12 protein-coding genes are annotated in these 17712 nt (G+C 66.6%); 10 read left to right on the top strand and 2 right to left on the bottom strand.

Annotated features, from left to right (window positions below; all coding sequences use genetic code 11):
- Positions 1-207: 207 nt before the first annotated feature.
- Positions 208-1257: a 3-oxoacyl-[acyl-carrier-protein] synthase III C-terminal domain-containing protein gene (locus ABZO33_RS05675; RefSeq protein WP_414535195.1), complete on the top strand. Its 1050-nt coding sequence runs from the start codon at positions 208-210 to the stop codon at positions 1255-1257.
- Between the two features lie 46 nt (positions 1258-1303).
- On the opposite strand, the gene zwf is transcribed toward ABZO33_RS05675, so the two are convergent.
- Both zwf and gnd read right to left on the bottom strand, forming a co-directional pair.
- A complete protein-coding gene (gene zwf / locus ABZO33_RS05670; protein ID WP_414535194.1) occupies positions 1304-2812 on the bottom strand; it encodes a glucose-6-phosphate dehydrogenase in 1509 nt (502 codons plus the stop codon).
- On the bottom strand, positions 2813-3832 hold the full coding sequence (gnd, locus tag ABZO33_RS05665) for a phosphogluconate dehydrogenase (NAD(+)-dependent, decarboxylating) (RefSeq protein WP_414535674.1): 1020 nt from the start codon (positions 3830-3832) through the stop codon (positions 2813-2815).
- A gap of 160 nt (positions 3833-3992) precedes the next feature.
- On the opposite strand from gnd, the gene ABZO33_RS05660 reads away from it, so the two are divergent.
- From ABZO33_RS05660 to ABZO33_RS05620, 9 genes are all read left to right on the top strand, one after another.
- Entirely contained in the window at positions 3993-4160 is a 168-nt protein-coding gene (locus ABZO33_RS05660; RefSeq protein ID WP_220036851.1) for a DUF6026 family protein, read from the top strand.
- 490 nt (positions 4161-4650) lie between these two features.
- On the top strand, positions 4651-6210 hold the full coding sequence (gene glgA, locus ABZO33_RS05655; RefSeq protein WP_414535193.1) for a glycogen synthase GlgA: 1560 nt from the start codon (positions 4651-4653) through the stop codon (positions 6208-6210).
- A 14-nt stretch (positions 6211-6224) separates the two neighbouring features.
- Entirely contained in the window at positions 6225-7967 is a 1743-nt protein-coding gene (gene treZ / locus ABZO33_RS05650; RefSeq protein WP_414535192.1) for a malto-oligosyltrehalose trehalohydrolase, read from the top strand.
- Entirely contained in the window at positions 7964-10033 is a 2070-nt protein-coding gene (gene malQ / locus ABZO33_RS05645) for a 4-alpha-glucanotransferase (protein WP_414535191.1), read from the top strand. Before treZ ends, malQ begins: the two co-directional genes overlap by 4 nt.
- Positions 10030-12804: a malto-oligosyltrehalose synthase gene (locus tag ABZO33_RS05640; protein WP_414535190.1), complete on the top strand. Its 2775-nt coding sequence runs from the start codon at positions 10030-10032 to the stop codon at positions 12802-12804. Before malQ ends, ABZO33_RS05640 begins: the two co-directional genes overlap by 4 nt.
- Before the next feature lie 17 nt (positions 12805-12821).
- The gene (locus ABZO33_RS05635; protein ID WP_414535189.1) at positions 12822-13091 is read left to right on the top strand and encodes a DUF2934 domain-containing protein; all 270 of its coding nucleotides are present in this window, start codon (positions 12822-12824) and stop codon (positions 13089-13091) included.
- Positions 13092-13248: 157 nt separating this feature from the next.
- Positions 13249-15402 carry a glycogen debranching protein GlgX gene (gene glgX / locus ABZO33_RS05630; RefSeq protein ID WP_414535188.1) on the top strand — a complete coding sequence of 718 codons (2154 nt, stop codon included), beginning with the start codon at positions 13249-13251 and terminating at the stop codon, positions 15400-15402.
- Positions 15403-15488: 86 nt separating this feature from the next.
- Positions 15489-16283: an endonuclease/exonuclease/phosphatase family protein gene (locus ABZO33_RS05625; protein WP_367856544.1), complete on the top strand. Its 795-nt coding sequence runs from the start codon at positions 15489-15491 to the stop codon at positions 16281-16283.
- 320 nt (positions 16284-16603) lie between these two features.
- Positions 16604-17680 (top strand): autotransporter domain-containing protein, encoded by a 1077-nt coding sequence (locus ABZO33_RS05620; protein WP_414535187.1) that lies wholly within the window; start codon positions 16604-16606, stop codon positions 17678-17680.
- Positions 17681-17712 lie beyond the last annotated feature (32 nt).

Here is a 17712-nt window from a genome sequence, read left to right as displayed (position 1 = left end):
CGAAGCGGGATTGCCGGTTCCGTTGAGACTCATCCGGCGCAGGTTATCGAGGCGCTTGAATCGATGCGCTGGAACATTGATCCACGGCACTGATTGACTGTTGCGCTGTGTTAGAAATACCGGGCCAGTGGTTGCTTATCAGGATGAATAAGCTTCTGCCCGTGCGCAACCATTGCGCTGAGTCACTACTTTCAACAAGGACGTTATATGAAGATTGTCGGTTTATCCGCAATACTGCCCTCACGCTGCGTCAGCAACCAGGACGTTATCAACCTGGTGGAAGAACACTCCCGGAACACCTTCCTGGAAGACTTGCCGAAAACACTGAAGACCATCGGCAAGTTGCTGGAAAAAAGCGGCAGCGACACCCGCCATTGGCTGGCGGCTGACGAGACACCGATGCAATTGATGGAGGCAGCGTTCGATGCGGCGCTGGCCCAGGCCAATATCAGCAAGGCCGACCTGGACCTGCTGATCTATCCCAACGTCACCCGTGGCTTTATCGAGCCAGCCAACAGTACCTTCATCGCCAAGGCGCTGGGCCTGAATTGCCGCAACTTCGACGTGGTCGACGCCTGCAACGGCTGGGTGACGGCCATGGACGTCATCAACAGCAAGATGCAAGCCGGTGAAATCCGCTACGCCGCCATCGTCAACATGGAGTTCGGCATGTCGGAAGGCGGGCCGGTGATGCCCAAGAACTTCTCGTTGCAGTCGCCGGCCGAACTGGCCTACAAGTTCCCGAGCTTTACCATCGGTGAAGCCGCCGTCGTCACCATCCTCAGTAACGAAGCAGCGGATAACTTCAAGTTCTCGTACATCAACCGACCCGACCTGAGCGACTTGTCGACGATCTCATTGCCGGACTGGAAACTGTTCTGCAACGAGGCGGATATCGCCAAGATCGAACCGACCGGTGGCCAGTACCAGTTCAACTCCTACGCCGCCGCCCTGCACGAAGACGGGCGCAACGAAGCGATCAAAGTCTTCAACCTGCAGAAGCTCACTGCGGACGATGTGCACAAAGTGTTCATCCATACCGGCTCGCCAAAGATGTGGGAACACATTGGCCAGATGATCGGCGTCGATCACAAGTTGCACCACGTAGGGCACAAGACCGGCAATATCATTACCGCGTCGATCCCCTTCGGCATCTTTGATGCGATGAGCCGGGGCGAAGCCGAGCCAGGCCAGTTCTGCATGGGCTGGGCGGGCAGTGGCGGGATGGTGTTCTCGGCCCTGTCGTTCACCTTGTAGGGCACATCTGCGCACCTACCGCCCACGGCGGTAGGTCGCTGCAAGCTCACCCCAGCGTATGCCACTCGCGCTTGTCCCGCGCCAGCAGCTCGTCACCGGCCTCGGGGCCATCCTCTCCCGCCGCATACTCATGCACCTCGCCACCCTCGGCCGCCCAGGCATCGAGGAACGGCTGCACCGCACGCCAACCGTTCTCGATATTGTCGGCGCGCTGGAACAAGGTCTGGTCGCCGGTAAGGCAGTCGTAGATCAACGTCTCGTAGCCGGTCGCCGGGGTCATCTTGAAGAAGTCCTTGTAGGCAAAACCCAGCTCGACATTCTCCATCACCAGCTCCGGCCCCGGGCGCTTGGCCTGCAGGTCGAACCACATGCCTTCGTTGGGCTGGATCTGGATCTTCAGGTAGTTGGGCTTGGGCCGCTCCAGCTCGCTTTCGCGGAACTGCGCGTAGGGCGCCGGCTTGAAGCAGATGGCGATCTCGGTGTCGCGCACGCTCATGCGCTTGCCGGTGCGCAGGTAGAACGGCACCCCCGCCCAGCGCCAGTTGTCGATCATCACCTTGAGGGCGACGTAGGTCTCGGTCTGGCTGTGCGGGGCGACATTGGCCTCCTCGCGGTAGCCGGGCAGTTTCTTGCGGCCCTGCTTGCCGGCGCCGTACTGGCCACGCACGGAATTGCGCAGGGCCATTTTCTGCGACCAGGGGCGGATGGCGCCGATCACCTTGGCCTTTTCACCGCGCACCGCATCGGCGCCGAAGGCCGCCGGCGGTTCCATGGCGACCATCGCCAGCAACTGGAACAGGTGGTTGGGCACCATGTCGCGCAGGGCACCGGTGTTGTCGTAGAACGCCCCGCGCGTCTCGACGCCGACGGTTTCGGCGGCTGTGATCTGCACGTGGTCGATGTAATGATTGTTCCAGAACGATTCGAACAGGCCGTTGGAGAATCGGCTGACCAGGATGTTCTGCACGGTTTCCTTGCCCAGGTAATGGTCGATGCGGTAGATCTGCCGCTCGTTCATCACCTTGAGCAGGCAAGCGTTGAGCGCTTCGGCGCTGGCAAGGTCAGTGCCGAAGGGTTTCTCCACCACCACCCGGCGAAAGCCGCCGCCCGACTCGTCGAGCAGGCCGGCGTCGCCCAGGCGCTGGGCCACCTCGGGGAAGAAGCGTGGCGAGGTGGCCAGGTAGAAGATGGCATTGCCATGGCCGGTTTTAGCGATGCGCCGAGCCAGGGCCTGGTAAGTCTCGGGGTCGAGGAAGTCGCCGGTCTGATAGTCCAGGCGCTTGGCCAGGCGCGCCCAGAGCTTTTCGTCCAGGCACTTGGCACTGCCCTCCCCGCCCTTGTCCCGCGCCTGCATGAAAGCATGCAGGCGCGCGGCAAAGTCCTCGGCCGTGGCCGGGTTGTGGTCGACCCCGACGATACGCAGGTTGCGGTCGAGCAGGCCGTCACGGCTGAGGTTGTACAGCGCCGGCGTCAGCAGGCGCTTGACCAGGTCGCCGTTGGCGCCGAACAGGAACAAGGTGCATGGCGGCGCCGCGGGGATGGTCGGTTTAGTCATTTAGTCCTTCTTTTTCTCGACGTGGCCGCCAAAGCCCAGGCGCATGGCGGAGAGGATCTTGTCACCGTAGGTGCCCTGCTGCTGGCGCGAGCGGAAACGGGCGAACAGCGCGCTGGACAGCACCGGCACCGGCACGGCCTGTTCGACGGCGGCGTCGATGGTCCAGCGCCCTTCGCCGCTGTCGGACACCGAGCCGCTGAATTCGGTCAGTTGCGGGTCGGCGACCAGCGCGTCGGCGGTCAGGTCCAGCAGCCAGGAAGTGACCACGCTGCCGCGGCGCCACACTTCGGCGATCTCGGCCACATTGAGGTCGAAGCGCTGCTCTTGCGGCAACTCTGGGCCACCCTTGCTGCGCAGCAGGTCGAAGCCTTCGGCGTAGGCCTGCATCAGGCCGTACTCGATGCCGTTGTGCACCATCTTCACGTAGTGACCGGCGCCGGGCGGGCCTGCGTGGATGTAGCCATGCTCGGCGCGCTCGTGCTCGCCGCTGCGGCCCTGGGTGCGCGGAATGTCGCCGACGCCCGGGGCCAGGGCCTTGAACAGCGGCTCGAGGCGCTCGAACACAGCCTTCTCGCCGCCGATCATCATGCAGTAGCCACGGTCCAGGCCCCACACGCCGCCGGAGGTGCCGACGTCGAGGTAGTGCAGGCCGCGCTTGCCCAGCTCGGCGGCGCGGCGCATGTCGTCCTTGTAGAAGGTGTTGCCACCATCGATGATGGCGTCACCCGGCTCGAGCAGGTCGGCCAGTTGCGCGATGGTCTGCTCGGTGATTTCACCCGCCGGCAGCATGACCCACACCGCCCGCGGCGCCTTGAGTTTCTGCACCAGCGCACCCAGGTCGTGGGCGCCCACGGCACCTTCGCCTTCCAGGGTGGTGATGGCTTCGCGGTTGCGATCGTGGACCACAGTGCTGTGACCTGCGCGCATCAGGCGCCTTGCGATATTGCCGCCCATGCGGCCAAGCCCGATGATTCCCAGTTGCATGTGACGACGCTCCCGTTGGTTTTGCTTTACAACAATTGACGATTTCAGATTAGTCCAGCGTTCTGGCGTAGGGTTCACCGACGAACGGGGCGACAACGATAAACAAAAAAGTTCCCAAGGGCCTGCAAAGAATTCAGAATGCGCGCCGCGTGAAGCGTCTACGCTTCAAATTGTCACCAGCCATGCGAGGTGTGCCATGGGTACTCTGATGCCTGCCACTCCCACCCAGACCCTCTATGTCACCGTGCGCCGCGACGAGCTGCGCCAGTTGAAGGATGAGCGCGATCACCTGCGCCAGCAGGTCGCCCAGCTGAACCTGCTGCTCGAACAGGCCCGTGTGCAAGGCAAGGCCGCCGGTCTCTGAATCACCGCCCCTCTGCGTGGGAGCTGCCAGGCTCCCACCTCGTCACAGCTTCCCTTCCTGATTGCGTTGTGCCGCGTCTGTCGCGAATCCGCTGCGCCTACGCTGGCTAGCCTCATATTTTGCAACAACTCGCCAACGTTTGCGCGGGTAAACCGTCGCGACAAAAATGACCAACGGGTCACTTTCTTTGCGTTTCGTCCCCTACACTTCAGATTCGGCCCGCGTTTTGCTCGGAAAAAGTGACGTAAAAAAGTCGAACTTTCCAAAACACGGGCAGGTCAGGACTTAAGTAGGGCCGACGCAAAAGGACTGCCTCACGCCAGGCCCGCACACCCCAACCAGTCCATACGTCATTCGGCGGGAATGCCGAGCGTGCCGTGCCTGCGCGCACGAATCTGGGGCAAGGAACGCACTACGAAGATGCAACAAAGATCAGAGAGCAGACCCACGAGCCAACGCCAAGCAAACAGAACAAGGGACGGAGAGAAGTATGATCAGTGCCGCTGTCGAACCTCACGTAGAGTCATTCAACCCGGATAACCGCGAGCCGCTGCCTGCGGCCCTCGCCCCGACAGTCAAGGCACCCGGCGCGCAGCGCCAGCACAACCCGAACAAGCGCAAGATCCTGTTCGTCACCTCGGAGATCGCCGACCTGGTCAAGACCGGCGGCCTGGGCGACGTGTCCGCTGCCCTGCCCCGTGCCCTGGCGCACCTGCACGATGTGCGCGTGCTGATCCCCGGCTACCGCCAGGTGGTCGAGAGCGACAACCCCATTCATATCGTCGGCGAACTGGGCGGCCATGCCGCGCTGCCGCCGTGCAAGATCGGCCGCATGGATTTGGCCGACGGCCTGGTGATCTATGTGCTGATCTGCCCCGAGCTGTACCAGCGCGACGGCACGCCCTACGGCGCCAACAACGGTCGCGACTGGCCCGACAATCACATCCGTTTCGCCCGCCTGGGCCTGGCCGCCGCAGAGATTGCCGCCGGCGAAGGCATGGCCCACTGGCGCCCCGACCTGGTGCACGCCCACGACTGGCCGGCCGGGCTGGCCCCGGCCTACATGCACTGGCGCGGCCTGAGCACCCCGACCTTGTTCACCATCCACAACCTGGCCTACCAGGGCGTGTACAGCCGCGGCTGCAGCCCGGAACTGGCGATCCCCGACCACGCCATGCAGCAGGAAGGCATGGAGTTCTACGGCAAACTGTCGTTCCTCAAGGCCGGGCTGGCCTACGCCAGCCATATCACCACGGTCAGCGCCACCTACGCCCGGGAAATCACCACCCCCGAGTTCGGCTGCGGCCTGGACGGTTTCCTCGCCAGCAAGGCCCAGCAGGGGCTGCTCGGCGGCATCCCCAACGGTATCGACGAAAGCTGGGACTCGGCCACCGACCAGCACCTGGACCACAACTTCAGCATCAACGACTGGGACGGCAAGGCGCGCAATGCCGACCAGGTGCGCACGCTGTTCGGCCTGCACGCGAGTGAGGGGCCGCTGTTCGCCGTGGTTTCGCGGCTGGTGTACCAGAAAGGCCTGGACCTGACCTTGGGTGTGGCCGACTACATCGTCGAACAAGGCGGCCAGATCGCCATCATCGGCCGCGGCGAGCCCGAGGAAGAACAGGCCATGCGCGAACTGGCCCTACGCCACCCGGGTCGCATCGGCGTGCGCATCGGCTTCAACGAGACCGACGCCCGGCGCATGTTCGCAGGCAGCGACTTCCTGCTGATGCCGTCACGCTACGAGCCCTGCGGCCTGAGCCAGATGTACGCCCAGCGCTTCGGCTCGCTGCCGGTGGCGCGCAACACCGGCGGGCTGGCCGACACCATCGAGAACGGCGTCACCGGCTTCCTGTTCGACGACTCCAGCGTGGACAGCTATCGCGAGGCCCTGGGCCGCGCCTTCTATGTGTACGGCAAGAAGCACCTGCTCAATGCCATGCGCTGCCTGTCGATGACCCAGCCGTTCAACTGGTGCCAGGCGGTGGAACCCTATGCGCGCCTGTACGAGGACCTGGTGAAGCAGACGCAGCACGCCCACTACTGAGCGGAGAGCCGACGATGCACAAGCATGGCGCACAGTTGCTGGACGCCACGTCGGCGCGCTTCACCCTGTGGGCGCCGGATGCGCGCAGCGTGAGCGTGGTAATCGGCCAGCAGCCGCCCGTGGCACTGCTGCCCGACGACGATGGTTGGTACACCGGGGTCGCCCCTTGCCAGGCGGGCGAGCGCTATCAGTTCGTGATCGACGATGAACTGCGGGTGGCCGACCCGGCCTCGCGCTGCCAGCCCGAGGGCGTGCAGGGCCCCAGCGAACTGCTGGACCTGGGCGGCTACCCGTGGCGCCATCCCTGGCAGGGGCGGCCCTGGCACGAGGCGGTGATCCAGGAGCTGCACGTCGGCCTGCTCGACGGCTATGCCGGCGTGGCCAAGGTGCTGCCGCGCCTGGCCGAGCTGGGCATCAGCGCCATCGAGTTGATGCCCCTGGGGCAGTTCCCCGGCGCGCGCAACTGGGGCTATGACGGCGTGCTGCCATTTGCCCCGCAGCACAGCTATGGCCGCCCGCAGGACCTGTGCGCGCTGGTCGACGCCGCCCATGGCCAGCGCTTGATGGTGCTGGTGGACGTGGTCTACAACCACTTCGGCCCGGACGGCAACTACCTGCACCGCTACGCCGGCCCGTTCTTCCGCGAAGACCGCCAGACCCCGTGGGGCGCGGCCATCGACTTCCGCCGCGCCGAGGTGCGCGAGTTCTTCATCCAGAACGCCCTGATGTGGCTGTGCGACTACCGCTGCGACGGGCTGCGCCTGGACGCGGTGCACGCCATCGACCAGCCGGACTTTCTCGTCGAACTGGCCCAGCGGGTACGCGCCACGGTCGAGCCCGGGCGGCAGGTCTGGCTGGTGCTGGAGAACGAGCACAACCAGGCCACGCTGCTCGAGCAAGGCTTCGACGCGCAGTGGAACGACGACGGCCACAACGCCCTGCACGTACTGCTGACCGGCGAAACCGAAGGCTACTACGCCGATTACAAGGACCGGCCGATCGAGCAATTGGCGCGCTGCCTGGCCGAGGGCTTCGTGTTCCAGGGCCAGCCCGACCGCCACGGCAGGCCGCGCGGCGAACCCAGCGGCCACCTGCCGCCCAGCGCCTTCGTGCTGTTCCTGCAGAACCACGACCAGGTCGGCAACCGCGCCCTGGGCGAACGGCTGTCCCGGCTCTGCCCCCCGCCGGCCCTGAAGGCCGCCACCACCCTGCTGCTGCTGGCACCGATGATCCCGCTGCTGTTCATGGGCGACGACGATGGCAGCCGCAAGCCGTTCCTGTTCTTCACCGACTTCCACGACGCGCTGGCCGATGCCGTGCGTGAAGGCCGGCGTGGCGAATTCGCCCATTTCGAGGCCTTCGCCGACCCGCAGAAACGCGAGCAGATACCCGACCCCAACGCCGAGGCCACCTTCGAGACCTCCCGCCCGCGGCAACAGGAGGTGCTGGCCGGCTGGCACGGCCTGTACCAGCAGTTGCTCGAACTGCGCAGGCGCCACCTCATCCCTTGCCTGCCCGACACCCGCGCCGAGGGCTGCGAGGTGCTCGGCGCCAAGGCGCTGACCGCCCGCTGGCGCCTGGGCGACGGCCAGCAGCTGCGCATCGACCTGAACCTCGATGCCCAGCCCCAGCCGGTCACCTTGCCGGCCCTGCCCCACCGCCTGTTCGACAGCAGCGACAACGCCCACCCCGACTCGACCCTCGCCGCGCACAGCTGCGTGGTGAGCCTGCTGCCCCCCGACCAGGAGATGCCATGAGCGCAGAGCCCCTTCACCGCCTGGCCGCCCGGGTGGGCCTGGCCCGCGACTGGATCGACGCCAACAATCGCCCGCAGCTGGTCAGTGATGACGTGCTGCGCCAGGTGCTCGCCGGCCTTGGCCACCCAGTTGGCAGCGCTGCCGAAATCGACGCCAGCCTGCACGCCGTGGAGCAGGCCGAAGACAGCGAGCATCTGCCACCGTTGCTGACCGTGGACATCGATCAGCCCCTCGACCTGCAGCGTTACTTCAGCGCCGCCAGCCAGGTGCGCTGCAGCCTGGAAGACGGCAGCCAGCGCAGCCTGACCCTGGACGCCCAGGCACGCCTGCCGGCCGGCTTGCCCCTGGGCTATCACCGCCTGGATATCGATGGCCGGACCTGCACCGTGGCCGTGGCACCGACGCGCTGCCATGCCCTGCAAGACTGCGTGGAGCAACCCCCGCCCCGTTGCTGGGGCCTTGCCGTGCAGCTGTACAGCCTGCGGCGCCCCGGCGATGGCGGCTTTGGCGACTGCCTGGCGCTGGAACAACTGGCGCGCCACGCCGCCGAGCGCGGCGCCGATGCCCTGGCGATCAGCCCGATCCACACCCTGTCGGCCTTCGACCAGCACCACTACAGCCCCTATTCGCCGTCCAGCCGCCTGCTGCTCAATGTGCTCTATGCCAGCCCCGGCGTGGTCTTCGGCGAACGCGAAGTGCGCATGGCCACCGAGGCCTGTGAACTGGAGGCCACCCTCGAAGCGCTGGAGCAGCACACGCTGGTGGACTGGCCCAGGGCCGCCGAGGCCCGGCTGCGCCTGCTCGAAGCGCTCTACCGGCACTTCAGCCAGGGCGAACACCCCTTGCGCGCGGACTTCGACAGTTTCCGCGCCAGCGCCGGCGAGCAACTGGAACACCACTGCCGCTTCGAAGTGCTGCAGGCCGAGGCGGTGAGCAGCGGCCTGGGCGCGGACTGGCGCAACTGGCCCAAGGCCTGGCACGACCCCTACGACCCCGAGGTCGAGGCGTTCGCCAACGCCTATCCGGCACGGGTCGAGTTCCATGCCTTCTGCCAGTGGCTGGCCGAGCGCAGCCTGCAACGGGCCCAGGACGCAGCGCGCGGCAACGGCATGGCCGTGGGCCTGATCGCCGACCTGGCAGTGGGCGCCGACGGTGCCGGCAGCCAGGCCTGGAGCCGCCAGGACGAACTGCTGGCCGAACTCAACGTCGGCGCCCCGCCCGATATCCTCAACCGCGCCGGGCAAGACTGGGGCATCTGCGCATTCTCCCCCGAAGGCCTGCGGCGCAACGGCTACCGCGCCTTCATTGAAATGCTGCGGGCCAACCTGGCCCATGCCGGCGGCCTGCGCATCGACCATGTGATGGGCCTGCGCCGCCTGTGGCTGATCCCCCGTGGCGCCCGGCCCAGCGAAGGCGCCTACCTGCAATACCCGCTGGACGACCTGCTGCGCCTGCTGGCGCTGGAGTCGGCGCGGCACCAGGCGATCATCCTCGGCGAGGATCTGGGCACCGTGCCCGAGGGCCTGCGCGAGCGCCTGGCCGACAAGGCCGTGCTGGGCATGCGCGTGCTGCCGTTCGAGCAGCAACCGCCAGGCCGGTTCACGCCGATCCTCGACTGGCCGGACAACGCCCTGGCCACCACCGGCACCCATGACCTGGCCCCGCTCGCCGGCTGGCTGGCCAGCCGGGACATCGACTGGAGCCATCGCCTGCAATTGATCGACGCCGCCACCGAGCTGCACTGGCGCCATACCCGGGCCCTGGAGCGCGACGGCCTGCGCCGCACCCTGGAGCAGAACTACGGGCCGCTGCGCGACGATTCGGCGCTGATCGATGCAGCAATCCGCTACGTCGGCCATACCCGCGCACCGCTGGTGCTGGTGCCGCTGGAGGACCTGCTGGGCAGCGACGAGCAACCCAACCTGCCCGGCACCACCACCGGCCATCCCAACTGGCGCCGCCGCTTCAAGGCGCCGGTACGCGAACTGCTGGACGACGAGGACGCCGCCCGGCGCCTGGAACTGCTGGCCCAGGCCCGCGAACAAGCCTGGGAGCGTGACCGATGAAAGCCTTGACCGCGACCCTGCGCCTGCAACTGCACAGTGACTTCACCCTCGACCACGCGGTACCACTGGTGCCCTATTTCGCCCGGCTGGGTATCAGCCACCTGTACGCCTCGCCGATCCTCACCGCCCGCGCGGGCTCGCGCCACGGCTATGACGTGGTCGATCCGACCCGGGTCAATCCCGAACTCGGCGGCGAGGCGGCGCTCGAACGCCTGGTGGCCGCCTTGCGCCAGCATGGCATGGGGCTGATCGTCGACACCGTGTCCAACCACATGGCCGTGGGCGGCGCCGACAACCCCTGGTGGCAAAGCCTGCTGGCCTGGGGCCGGCGCAGCCCCTATGCGGAGTTCTTCGATATCCAGTGGCATTCCAGCGACCCGTTGCTGGCCGGCCAGCTGTTGTTGCCGTTCCTCGGCAGCGACTATGGCGCCGCCCTGCACAACGGCGAAATCCCGCTGACCTTCGACGCACAAAACGGGCGCTTCGAAGTGGCCCACCACGAACATCGCTTCCCGATTTGCCCGCTGGACTACCCACGCATCCTCGGCCAGGCCGAGGATCCGCGCCTGCAGGCGCTGGCCGCGCATTTCAGTGCCCTCGGCGAGGCGGCCGACCCGCTGGCCGAGGCCCAGCCCCTACACCGCGAACTGGCGCGCCTGGCCGCCGCCGGCGCGGATCCGCAATCGGCCCTCGCCGCCTTCGACAGCCGCGGCGAAGCAGGCTTCAAGCGCCTGCACCTGCTGCTCGAACGCCAGACCTACCGCCTGGCCAGCTGGCGCACCGCCGCCGACGACATCAACTGGCGGCGCTTCTTCGACATCAACGAACTCGGCGGCCTGCGCGTGGAACGTGCCGTGGTGTTCGAGGCCACCCACGCCAAGCTGTTCGAACTGATCGAGCGCGGCCTGGTCGATGGCCTGCGCATCGACCATATCGACGGCCTGGCCGATCCGCGCCGCTACTGCCGCAACCTGCGCCGCCGGGTCGATTCGCTGCTGGCGCGACGCCCCGTCGATGCCGCGCTGGCACACTTCCCTATCTACGTGGAAAAGATCCTCGGCACGGACGAACACCTGCACCGCGACTGGCTCACCGACGGCACCACCGGCTACGAGTTCATGAACCAGGTGTCGCTGCTGCAGCACGACCCTGTGGGCCAGCCCACCCTGGACGAACTATGGCGCAGCACCAGCGAGCGTCCCGAGTTCCCCGAAGAGGTGCGCATCGCCCGGCACCTGGTGCTCAACGCCAGCCTGGCCGGCGACTGCGAGTCGGTGGCCCAGGCCCTGCTGCAGGTGGCCCGCGACGACCTGATGACCCGCGACCTCACCCTCGGCGCCATTCGCCGGGCGCTGCAGGCGCTGGTCGAGCATTACCCGGTGTACCGCACCTACATCAACGCCTGCGGCCGGCCCGCCGAGGACGAGGCGTTCTTCCAGCAGGCGCTGGCCGGAGCGCGCCAGTCGCTGGGGGAAGCCGACTGGCCGCTGCTCGAACAGCTCGAACGCTGGCTCGGCGGCCAACCCTGGCGGCACCTGCCGCCAGGCCGCCCGCGCAAGCACCTGCGCCATGCCTGCGTGCGCTTCCAGCAACTGACCGCCCCCAGCGCCGCCAAGGCCGTGGAAGACACCGCCTTCTACCGCTCCGCCCGGCTGCTGTCGCGCAACGATGTGGGCTTCGATGCCGAGCGTTTCAGCGCTGATGCGGCCTGGTTTCACAACGAAGCCCAGCGCCGCCTGCGCGACTTCCCCGACAACCTGCTGGCCACCGCCACCCACGACCACAAGCGCGGCGAAGACTGCCGCGCGCGGCTGGCCGTGCTCAGCGAACGCGCACCGTGGCTGGCCAGTCGCGTCGAGCACTGGCGCGAGCTGGCCGCGCCGTTGCGCGAGGCAGTGGACGATGGACAGGCACCAAGCCCCGGCGACGAGCTGCTGCTGTTGCAGACGCTGCTCGGCAGCTGGCCACTGGACCTCGACCTGCATGCCCCGCAAGCCCTGAAGCGCTACGCCGAACGCCTTCGCCAATGGCAATGCAAGGCGCTGCGCGAAGCCAAGCTGCGCAGCAGCTGGGCCGCGCCCAACGAACGCTACGAGGCGGCTTGCGCGGCCTATGTCGACGGCCTGCTGCTGGACGAGGAAAACCAGCAGCTGCGCCAATCCCTGCACGAGGCCGCGCAGCGCCTGGCCTGCCCCGGCGCCTTGAACGGCCTGGTGCAGTGCCTGCTGCGCATGACCACCCCCGGCGTGCCGGACCTGTACCAGGGCAACGAGTACTGGGACCTCTCGCTGGTCGACCCGGACAACCGCCGCCCGGTGGACTACCCGGCCAGGCGCGCCAGCCTCGACGACGGCACGCCCCTGGCCGAGCTGCTCGCCCACTGGCGCGATGGCCGCATCAAGCAGGCCCTGATGGCCCGCGTGCTGGACGCCCGTCAGGCCCATCCCGAGCTGTTCCAGCGCGGCGCCTACCTGCCGCTGACCGTGCAGGGCCGCCACGCCGACCAGGTACTGGCCTTTGCCCGCCTCGGCCAGGGCGAGTGCGCCATCATCGTCGTGCCACGGCTGGCCAGCGCCCTGCTGGGCACGGCCGCCACCCCGTTGATCCCGGCACAGAACTGGGACGATACCCGGCTTGTACTGCCGTTTGCCTTGTCGCCTGCCAACTGTTCGGGACTTTTCGGCGGCGGTGCTGTCACCCCTTCAAGGGAGCTGATGTTGAGCACCGTGCTGGCAGAGTTTCCGGTCAATGTGTTGATTGATCATGCCTAACTGTATTCAGGAGCGTCGTGATGAGTGTCGATGAAAAACGTATTCGCGAGTTCGCCTATCAAATCTGGGAGTCGGAGGGTAAGCCCGAGGGGCGCGAGGAAGAACATTGGGACAAGGCGCGCAAGCTGGCCGAAGCCGAAGCGCTGGCCCCCAAGGCGCCGCCACGCAAGAAGGCAGCGGCCAAGCCCAAGCCACCGGCAGACCCCAAGGTGGCGGCGTTGCCGGGTGTGACGCCGGCCGCGGCGGCGAAAAAACCGCGAGCGGCGAAGAAGCCTGCCGCTGGTTGAGCCTTTCGCAAGCCTGTACCGGCCTCATCGCGGGGCAAGTCGCATCGGCGCACCGCCGCTCCCACGCCTCAGTCACTGAGTGCTCTTGCGTGGGAGCGGCGGTACGCCGATGCGACTTGCCTCGCGATCCCTCCCTACACGCACCACAAGGATCGCCATGAGCCCCCGCACCCCGAAGAAAACCCGCTCCGTCGCCCCATCGCGCATCCGCGAAGGCCTGCCTTTCCCCCTCGGCGCCACCTGGGACGGCCTTGGGGTCAACTTCGCCCTGTTCTCGGCCAACGCCACCAAGGTCGAGCTGTGTCTGTTCGACGCCACGGGCGAAAACGAAATCGAGCGCATCGAGCTGCCCGAGTACACCGACGAGATCTACCACGGCTACCTGCCCGACGCCCACCCGGGCCTGGTCTACGGCTACCGGGTACACGGCCCGTACGAGCCGGAGAACGGCCACCGTTTCAACCCCAACAAGCTGCTGATCGACCCCTATGCCAAGCAATTGGTGGGCACGCTGAAATGGTCCGAGGCGCTGTTCGGCTACACCATCGGCCACCCCGACGGCGACCTGTCGTTCGACGAGCGCGACAGCGCGGCGTTCGTGCCCAAGTGCAAGGTCATCGACCCGGCCTTCACCTGGGGCCGCGACCAGCGCGTGTCGATCCCGTGGGAGCGCACCATCATCTACGAGGCCCACACCCGCGGCATCAGCATGCGCCACCCGGCGGTGCCCGAGCACCTGCGCGGCACCTTCGCGGGCCTGGCCAACGACGAGCTGCTGGGGCATATCAAGGAGCTGGGCGTATCGAGCATCGAGCTGCTGCCAATCCATGCCTTCGTCAACGACCAGCACCTGCTGGACAAGGGCCTGAACAACTACTGGGGCTACAACAGCATCGCCTTCTTCGCCCCCCACCCGCGCTACCTGGCCAGCGGCAAGATCGCCGAGTTCAAGGAGATGGTCGCCCACCTGCACGACGCAGGCCTGGAGGTGATCCTCGACGTGGTCTACAACCACACCGCCGAAGGCAACGAACGCGGCCCGACCCTGTCGATGCGCGGTATCGACAACGCCTCGTACTACCGCCTGATGCCCGACGACCGGCGCTTCTACATCAACGACTCCGGCACCGGCAATACCCTCGACATGAGCCATCCACGGGTGCTGCAACTGGTCACCGACTCGCTGCGCTACTGGGCCGGCGAGATGCACGTGGATGGTTTTCGCTTCGACCTGGCGACCATCCTCGGCCGCTATCACGACGGCTACAGCGAGCGCCACGGCTTCCTCGTCGCCTGTCGCCAGGACCCGATGCTCAGCCAGACCAAGCTGATCGCCGAACCTTGGGACTGCGGCCCGGGCGGCTACCAGGTGGGCAACTTCGCCCCAGGCTGGGCAGAATGGAACGACCGCTTCCGCGACACCGTGCGCAGCTTCTGGAAAGGCGACGAAGGCATGCTCGCCGACTTTGCCGCGCGCATTACCGCCTCGGGCGATCTGTTCAACAACCGCGGCCGGCGCCCCTATGCCTCGGTCAACTTCGTCACCGCCCACGACGGCTTCACGTTGCGCGACCTGGTGTCGTACAACGACAAGCACAACGAGGACAACGACGAGAACAACCAGGACGGCACCGACAACAACCTGTCGTGGAACTGCGGCGCCGAAGGCCCCACCGACGACCCGGCGATCAACGCCCTGCGCATGCGCCAGATGCGCAACTTCTTCGCCACCCTGCTGCTGGCCCAGGGCACGCCGATGATCGTCGCCGGCGACGAGTTCAGCCGCACCCAGCACGGCAACAACAACGCCTACTGCCAGGACAGCGAGATCGGCTGGGTGAACTGGGACCTGGACGAGGACGGCCAGGCGCTGATGGCCTTCGTCAAGCGCCTGACCCGGCTGCGCCTGGCCTATCCGATCCTGCGCCGCTCGCGCTTCCTGGTCGGCGACTACAACGAGGCGATCGGGGTGAAGGACGTCACCTGGCTGGCCCCGGACGCCAGCGAGATGACCGTCGAACAGTGGGAAGACCCGCACGGGCGTTGCCTGGGCATGCTGATGGATGGTCGCGCGCAGGTCAGCGGCATCGCCCGGCCCGGGGCCGAGGCGACCATGCTGCTGATCGTCAACGCTTACCACGACGTGGTGCCGTTCACCCTGCCGGCGGTGCCGGAGGGCGACTATTGGAGCTGCCTGGTGGACACTGACCGGCCCGAGCTGCGCAAGGCGCAACACCTGGCGTTCGACACGGTGTTCGAGGTCAAGGGGCGGTCGTTGCTGCTGATGGTGCTGCAGCGCGAGGAGGAGTGAACCCGAAACAGGAAGTCCTGTCCTAGACTGTGTCGAGCCAGTTGAACCTGGGGCTGCTGCGCAGCCCTCAAAGAACAGGAGCGGTCGTGAACCTCGAAGCCGGCAGTCCAGGTTTCGCCAGCGTCAGCCAAGCCCCGGCCGTGCACCGGGTCAAGGTGCTGACGGTCAACACCCACAAGGGCTTCACCGCCTTCAACCGGCGCTTCATCCTGCCGGAGCTGCGCGAGGCGGTGCGCAGCACCGGGGCTGACATCGTGTTCCTCCAGGAGGTACTCGGCAGCCACGACCGCCACGCCGCGCGATACCCCGGCTGGCCCCAGACCTCGCAGTACGAATTCCTCGCCGACAGCATGTGGAGCGACTTCGCCTACGGCCGCAACGCGGTCTACCCCGACGGCCACCACGGCAACGCGCTGCTGTCCAAGTACCCGATCATCGAGCACCGCAACCTCGACGTGTCGATCACCGGGCCCGAGCGCCGCGGCCTGTTGCACTGCGTGCTGGACGTGCCCGGCCAGCGCCAGGTGCATGCGATCTGCGTGCACCTGTCATTGCTCGAGCGGCACCGGCAAAAGCAGCTGCATCTGCTACGCCAGTTGCTCGATGCGCTGCCCGCCGACGCCCCGGTGATCATCGCCGGCGACTTCAACGACTGGCAACTGCGCGGCAACCGCACCCTGCGCCTGCACCGCGACCTGCACGAGGCGTTCGAGCGCCATCATGGCTTGCTCGCGCGTACCTACCCCGCCCGCCTGCCCCTGCTGCGCCTGGACCGCGTGTACCTGCGCAATGCCGACAGCCACGCACCGAGAATCCTCGGCAACAAGCCCTGGACGCACCTGTCCGACCACCTGCCGCTGGCGGTGGAAGTGCGGTTGTAGCAACGATTCGGCATAGCCACGCGGCGGGAAATCACCATTGTCGATATACGTGAATCAATTTCTAACTTATTCAACAAGTTGGGCAGTCAAACAGGCATTTCGCGATCATTTCACGCTTTCTTGACGCAAGCGCCGTCCTCTCCTTAGCTGAACAGTAATCACCAGATGGAAAATCTCGTGCCGGGCCTCTAGCTCGCGCCCTCGTGCGCGCTCCAAGAAGCTGGCGCGCTGGTTTGGGTCGCCCCTGTTCTTGTCGTACAGCTCGTGACATCAGGCCAGGTATCGGGCTGTTTACTTCACACAACAACAGGAGATCCGCCATGAAAAGCACCTCGAATCCCTCGCGCTTCGACGCTTTTTTCTGTGCGGTTTCCACGTCGCTGCTCCTGGCAACCCCGGTGGAAACCTTCGCGTTCGAACTGCAGGAGGGCGAGCCCTTCGCCCCCTTCCTGGCGCAACCCGAGGTGCCGCGACTATCGCTCGACCCGGTCAGCGCCAGCGGCCTGAGCCAGGGCATGCTGAACGCCTTTTCCGAACGCATGGGCGAGCGCCACGGCCAACTCGACAACGACCACATTGCCAGCCAGTGGGCGCAGTTCTTCCCCGGCACGCCGCGCCAGGGCGCCCAGCCACCGGCTCAGGTGGAGGCACCCAGCCAGCAGATGGTGATCGGCCCGGACCTGTTCGTGCGTGAAACCGGCGCGGGCAATGTGCACCGCGCGGGCATCTTCGTCGGCCACAACAACCTGCAGAGCAGCTTCAACGGCATGCGCCCGCTGCTTGGCGACAAGCAGCGCAACGCGGTCAACCTCAGTGGCGAAAGCCTCGGCGTGTACTGGAGCATGACCCACGAGCAGGGCTGGCATGTGGACGCCGTGGCCATGGGCACGCGCATCGACGTCAACGGCCGCTCCCAGGCCGGCCAGCGCCTCGACGACAGCGGCCATGCGATGACCTTCTCGGTGGAGGGCGGTTTCCCCATCGGCCTGGGCGCCGGCTGGGTGATCGAGCCCCAGGCGCAGTTGATCAACCAGCAGTTCTTCCCCGGCAGCCAGGTGCAGGAAGAGACCCTGCAGGCTTTCGACAGCCAGCCCAGCTGGAGCGGCCGGGTCGGCGCCAAGCTGTCGGCGCGCTACGAGGTGCGTGGCATGCCCATCGAACCCTATGTGCGCACCAACGTCTGGTACGACTTCAGCAATGCCGACCCGGTGAAGCTGGACCAGGTGGACAAGATCTCCAGCTCGCGCAGCGCCGCCACGGTGGAACTGGGGTTGGGCCTGGTGGCCCGGGTGACGCCGAACGTGGCGCTGTTCGTCAGCGCCGACTACAGCTCCGATGTGGATGACAATGACCTGAATGGGCTGATCGGCAGCCTTGGCGTGCGGATGCGCTGGTAGGCGGTTGATCCATCGCGGGGCAAGCCCGCTCC

Source organism: Pseudomonas sp. CAM1A (assembly GCF_047501685.1).
In the GTDB taxonomy this organism is placed as follows: Bacteria; Pseudomonadota; Gammaproteobacteria; order Pseudomonadales; family Pseudomonadaceae; genus Aquipseudomonas.
This window is presented reverse-complemented; position numbering and strand designations above follow the sequence as displayed.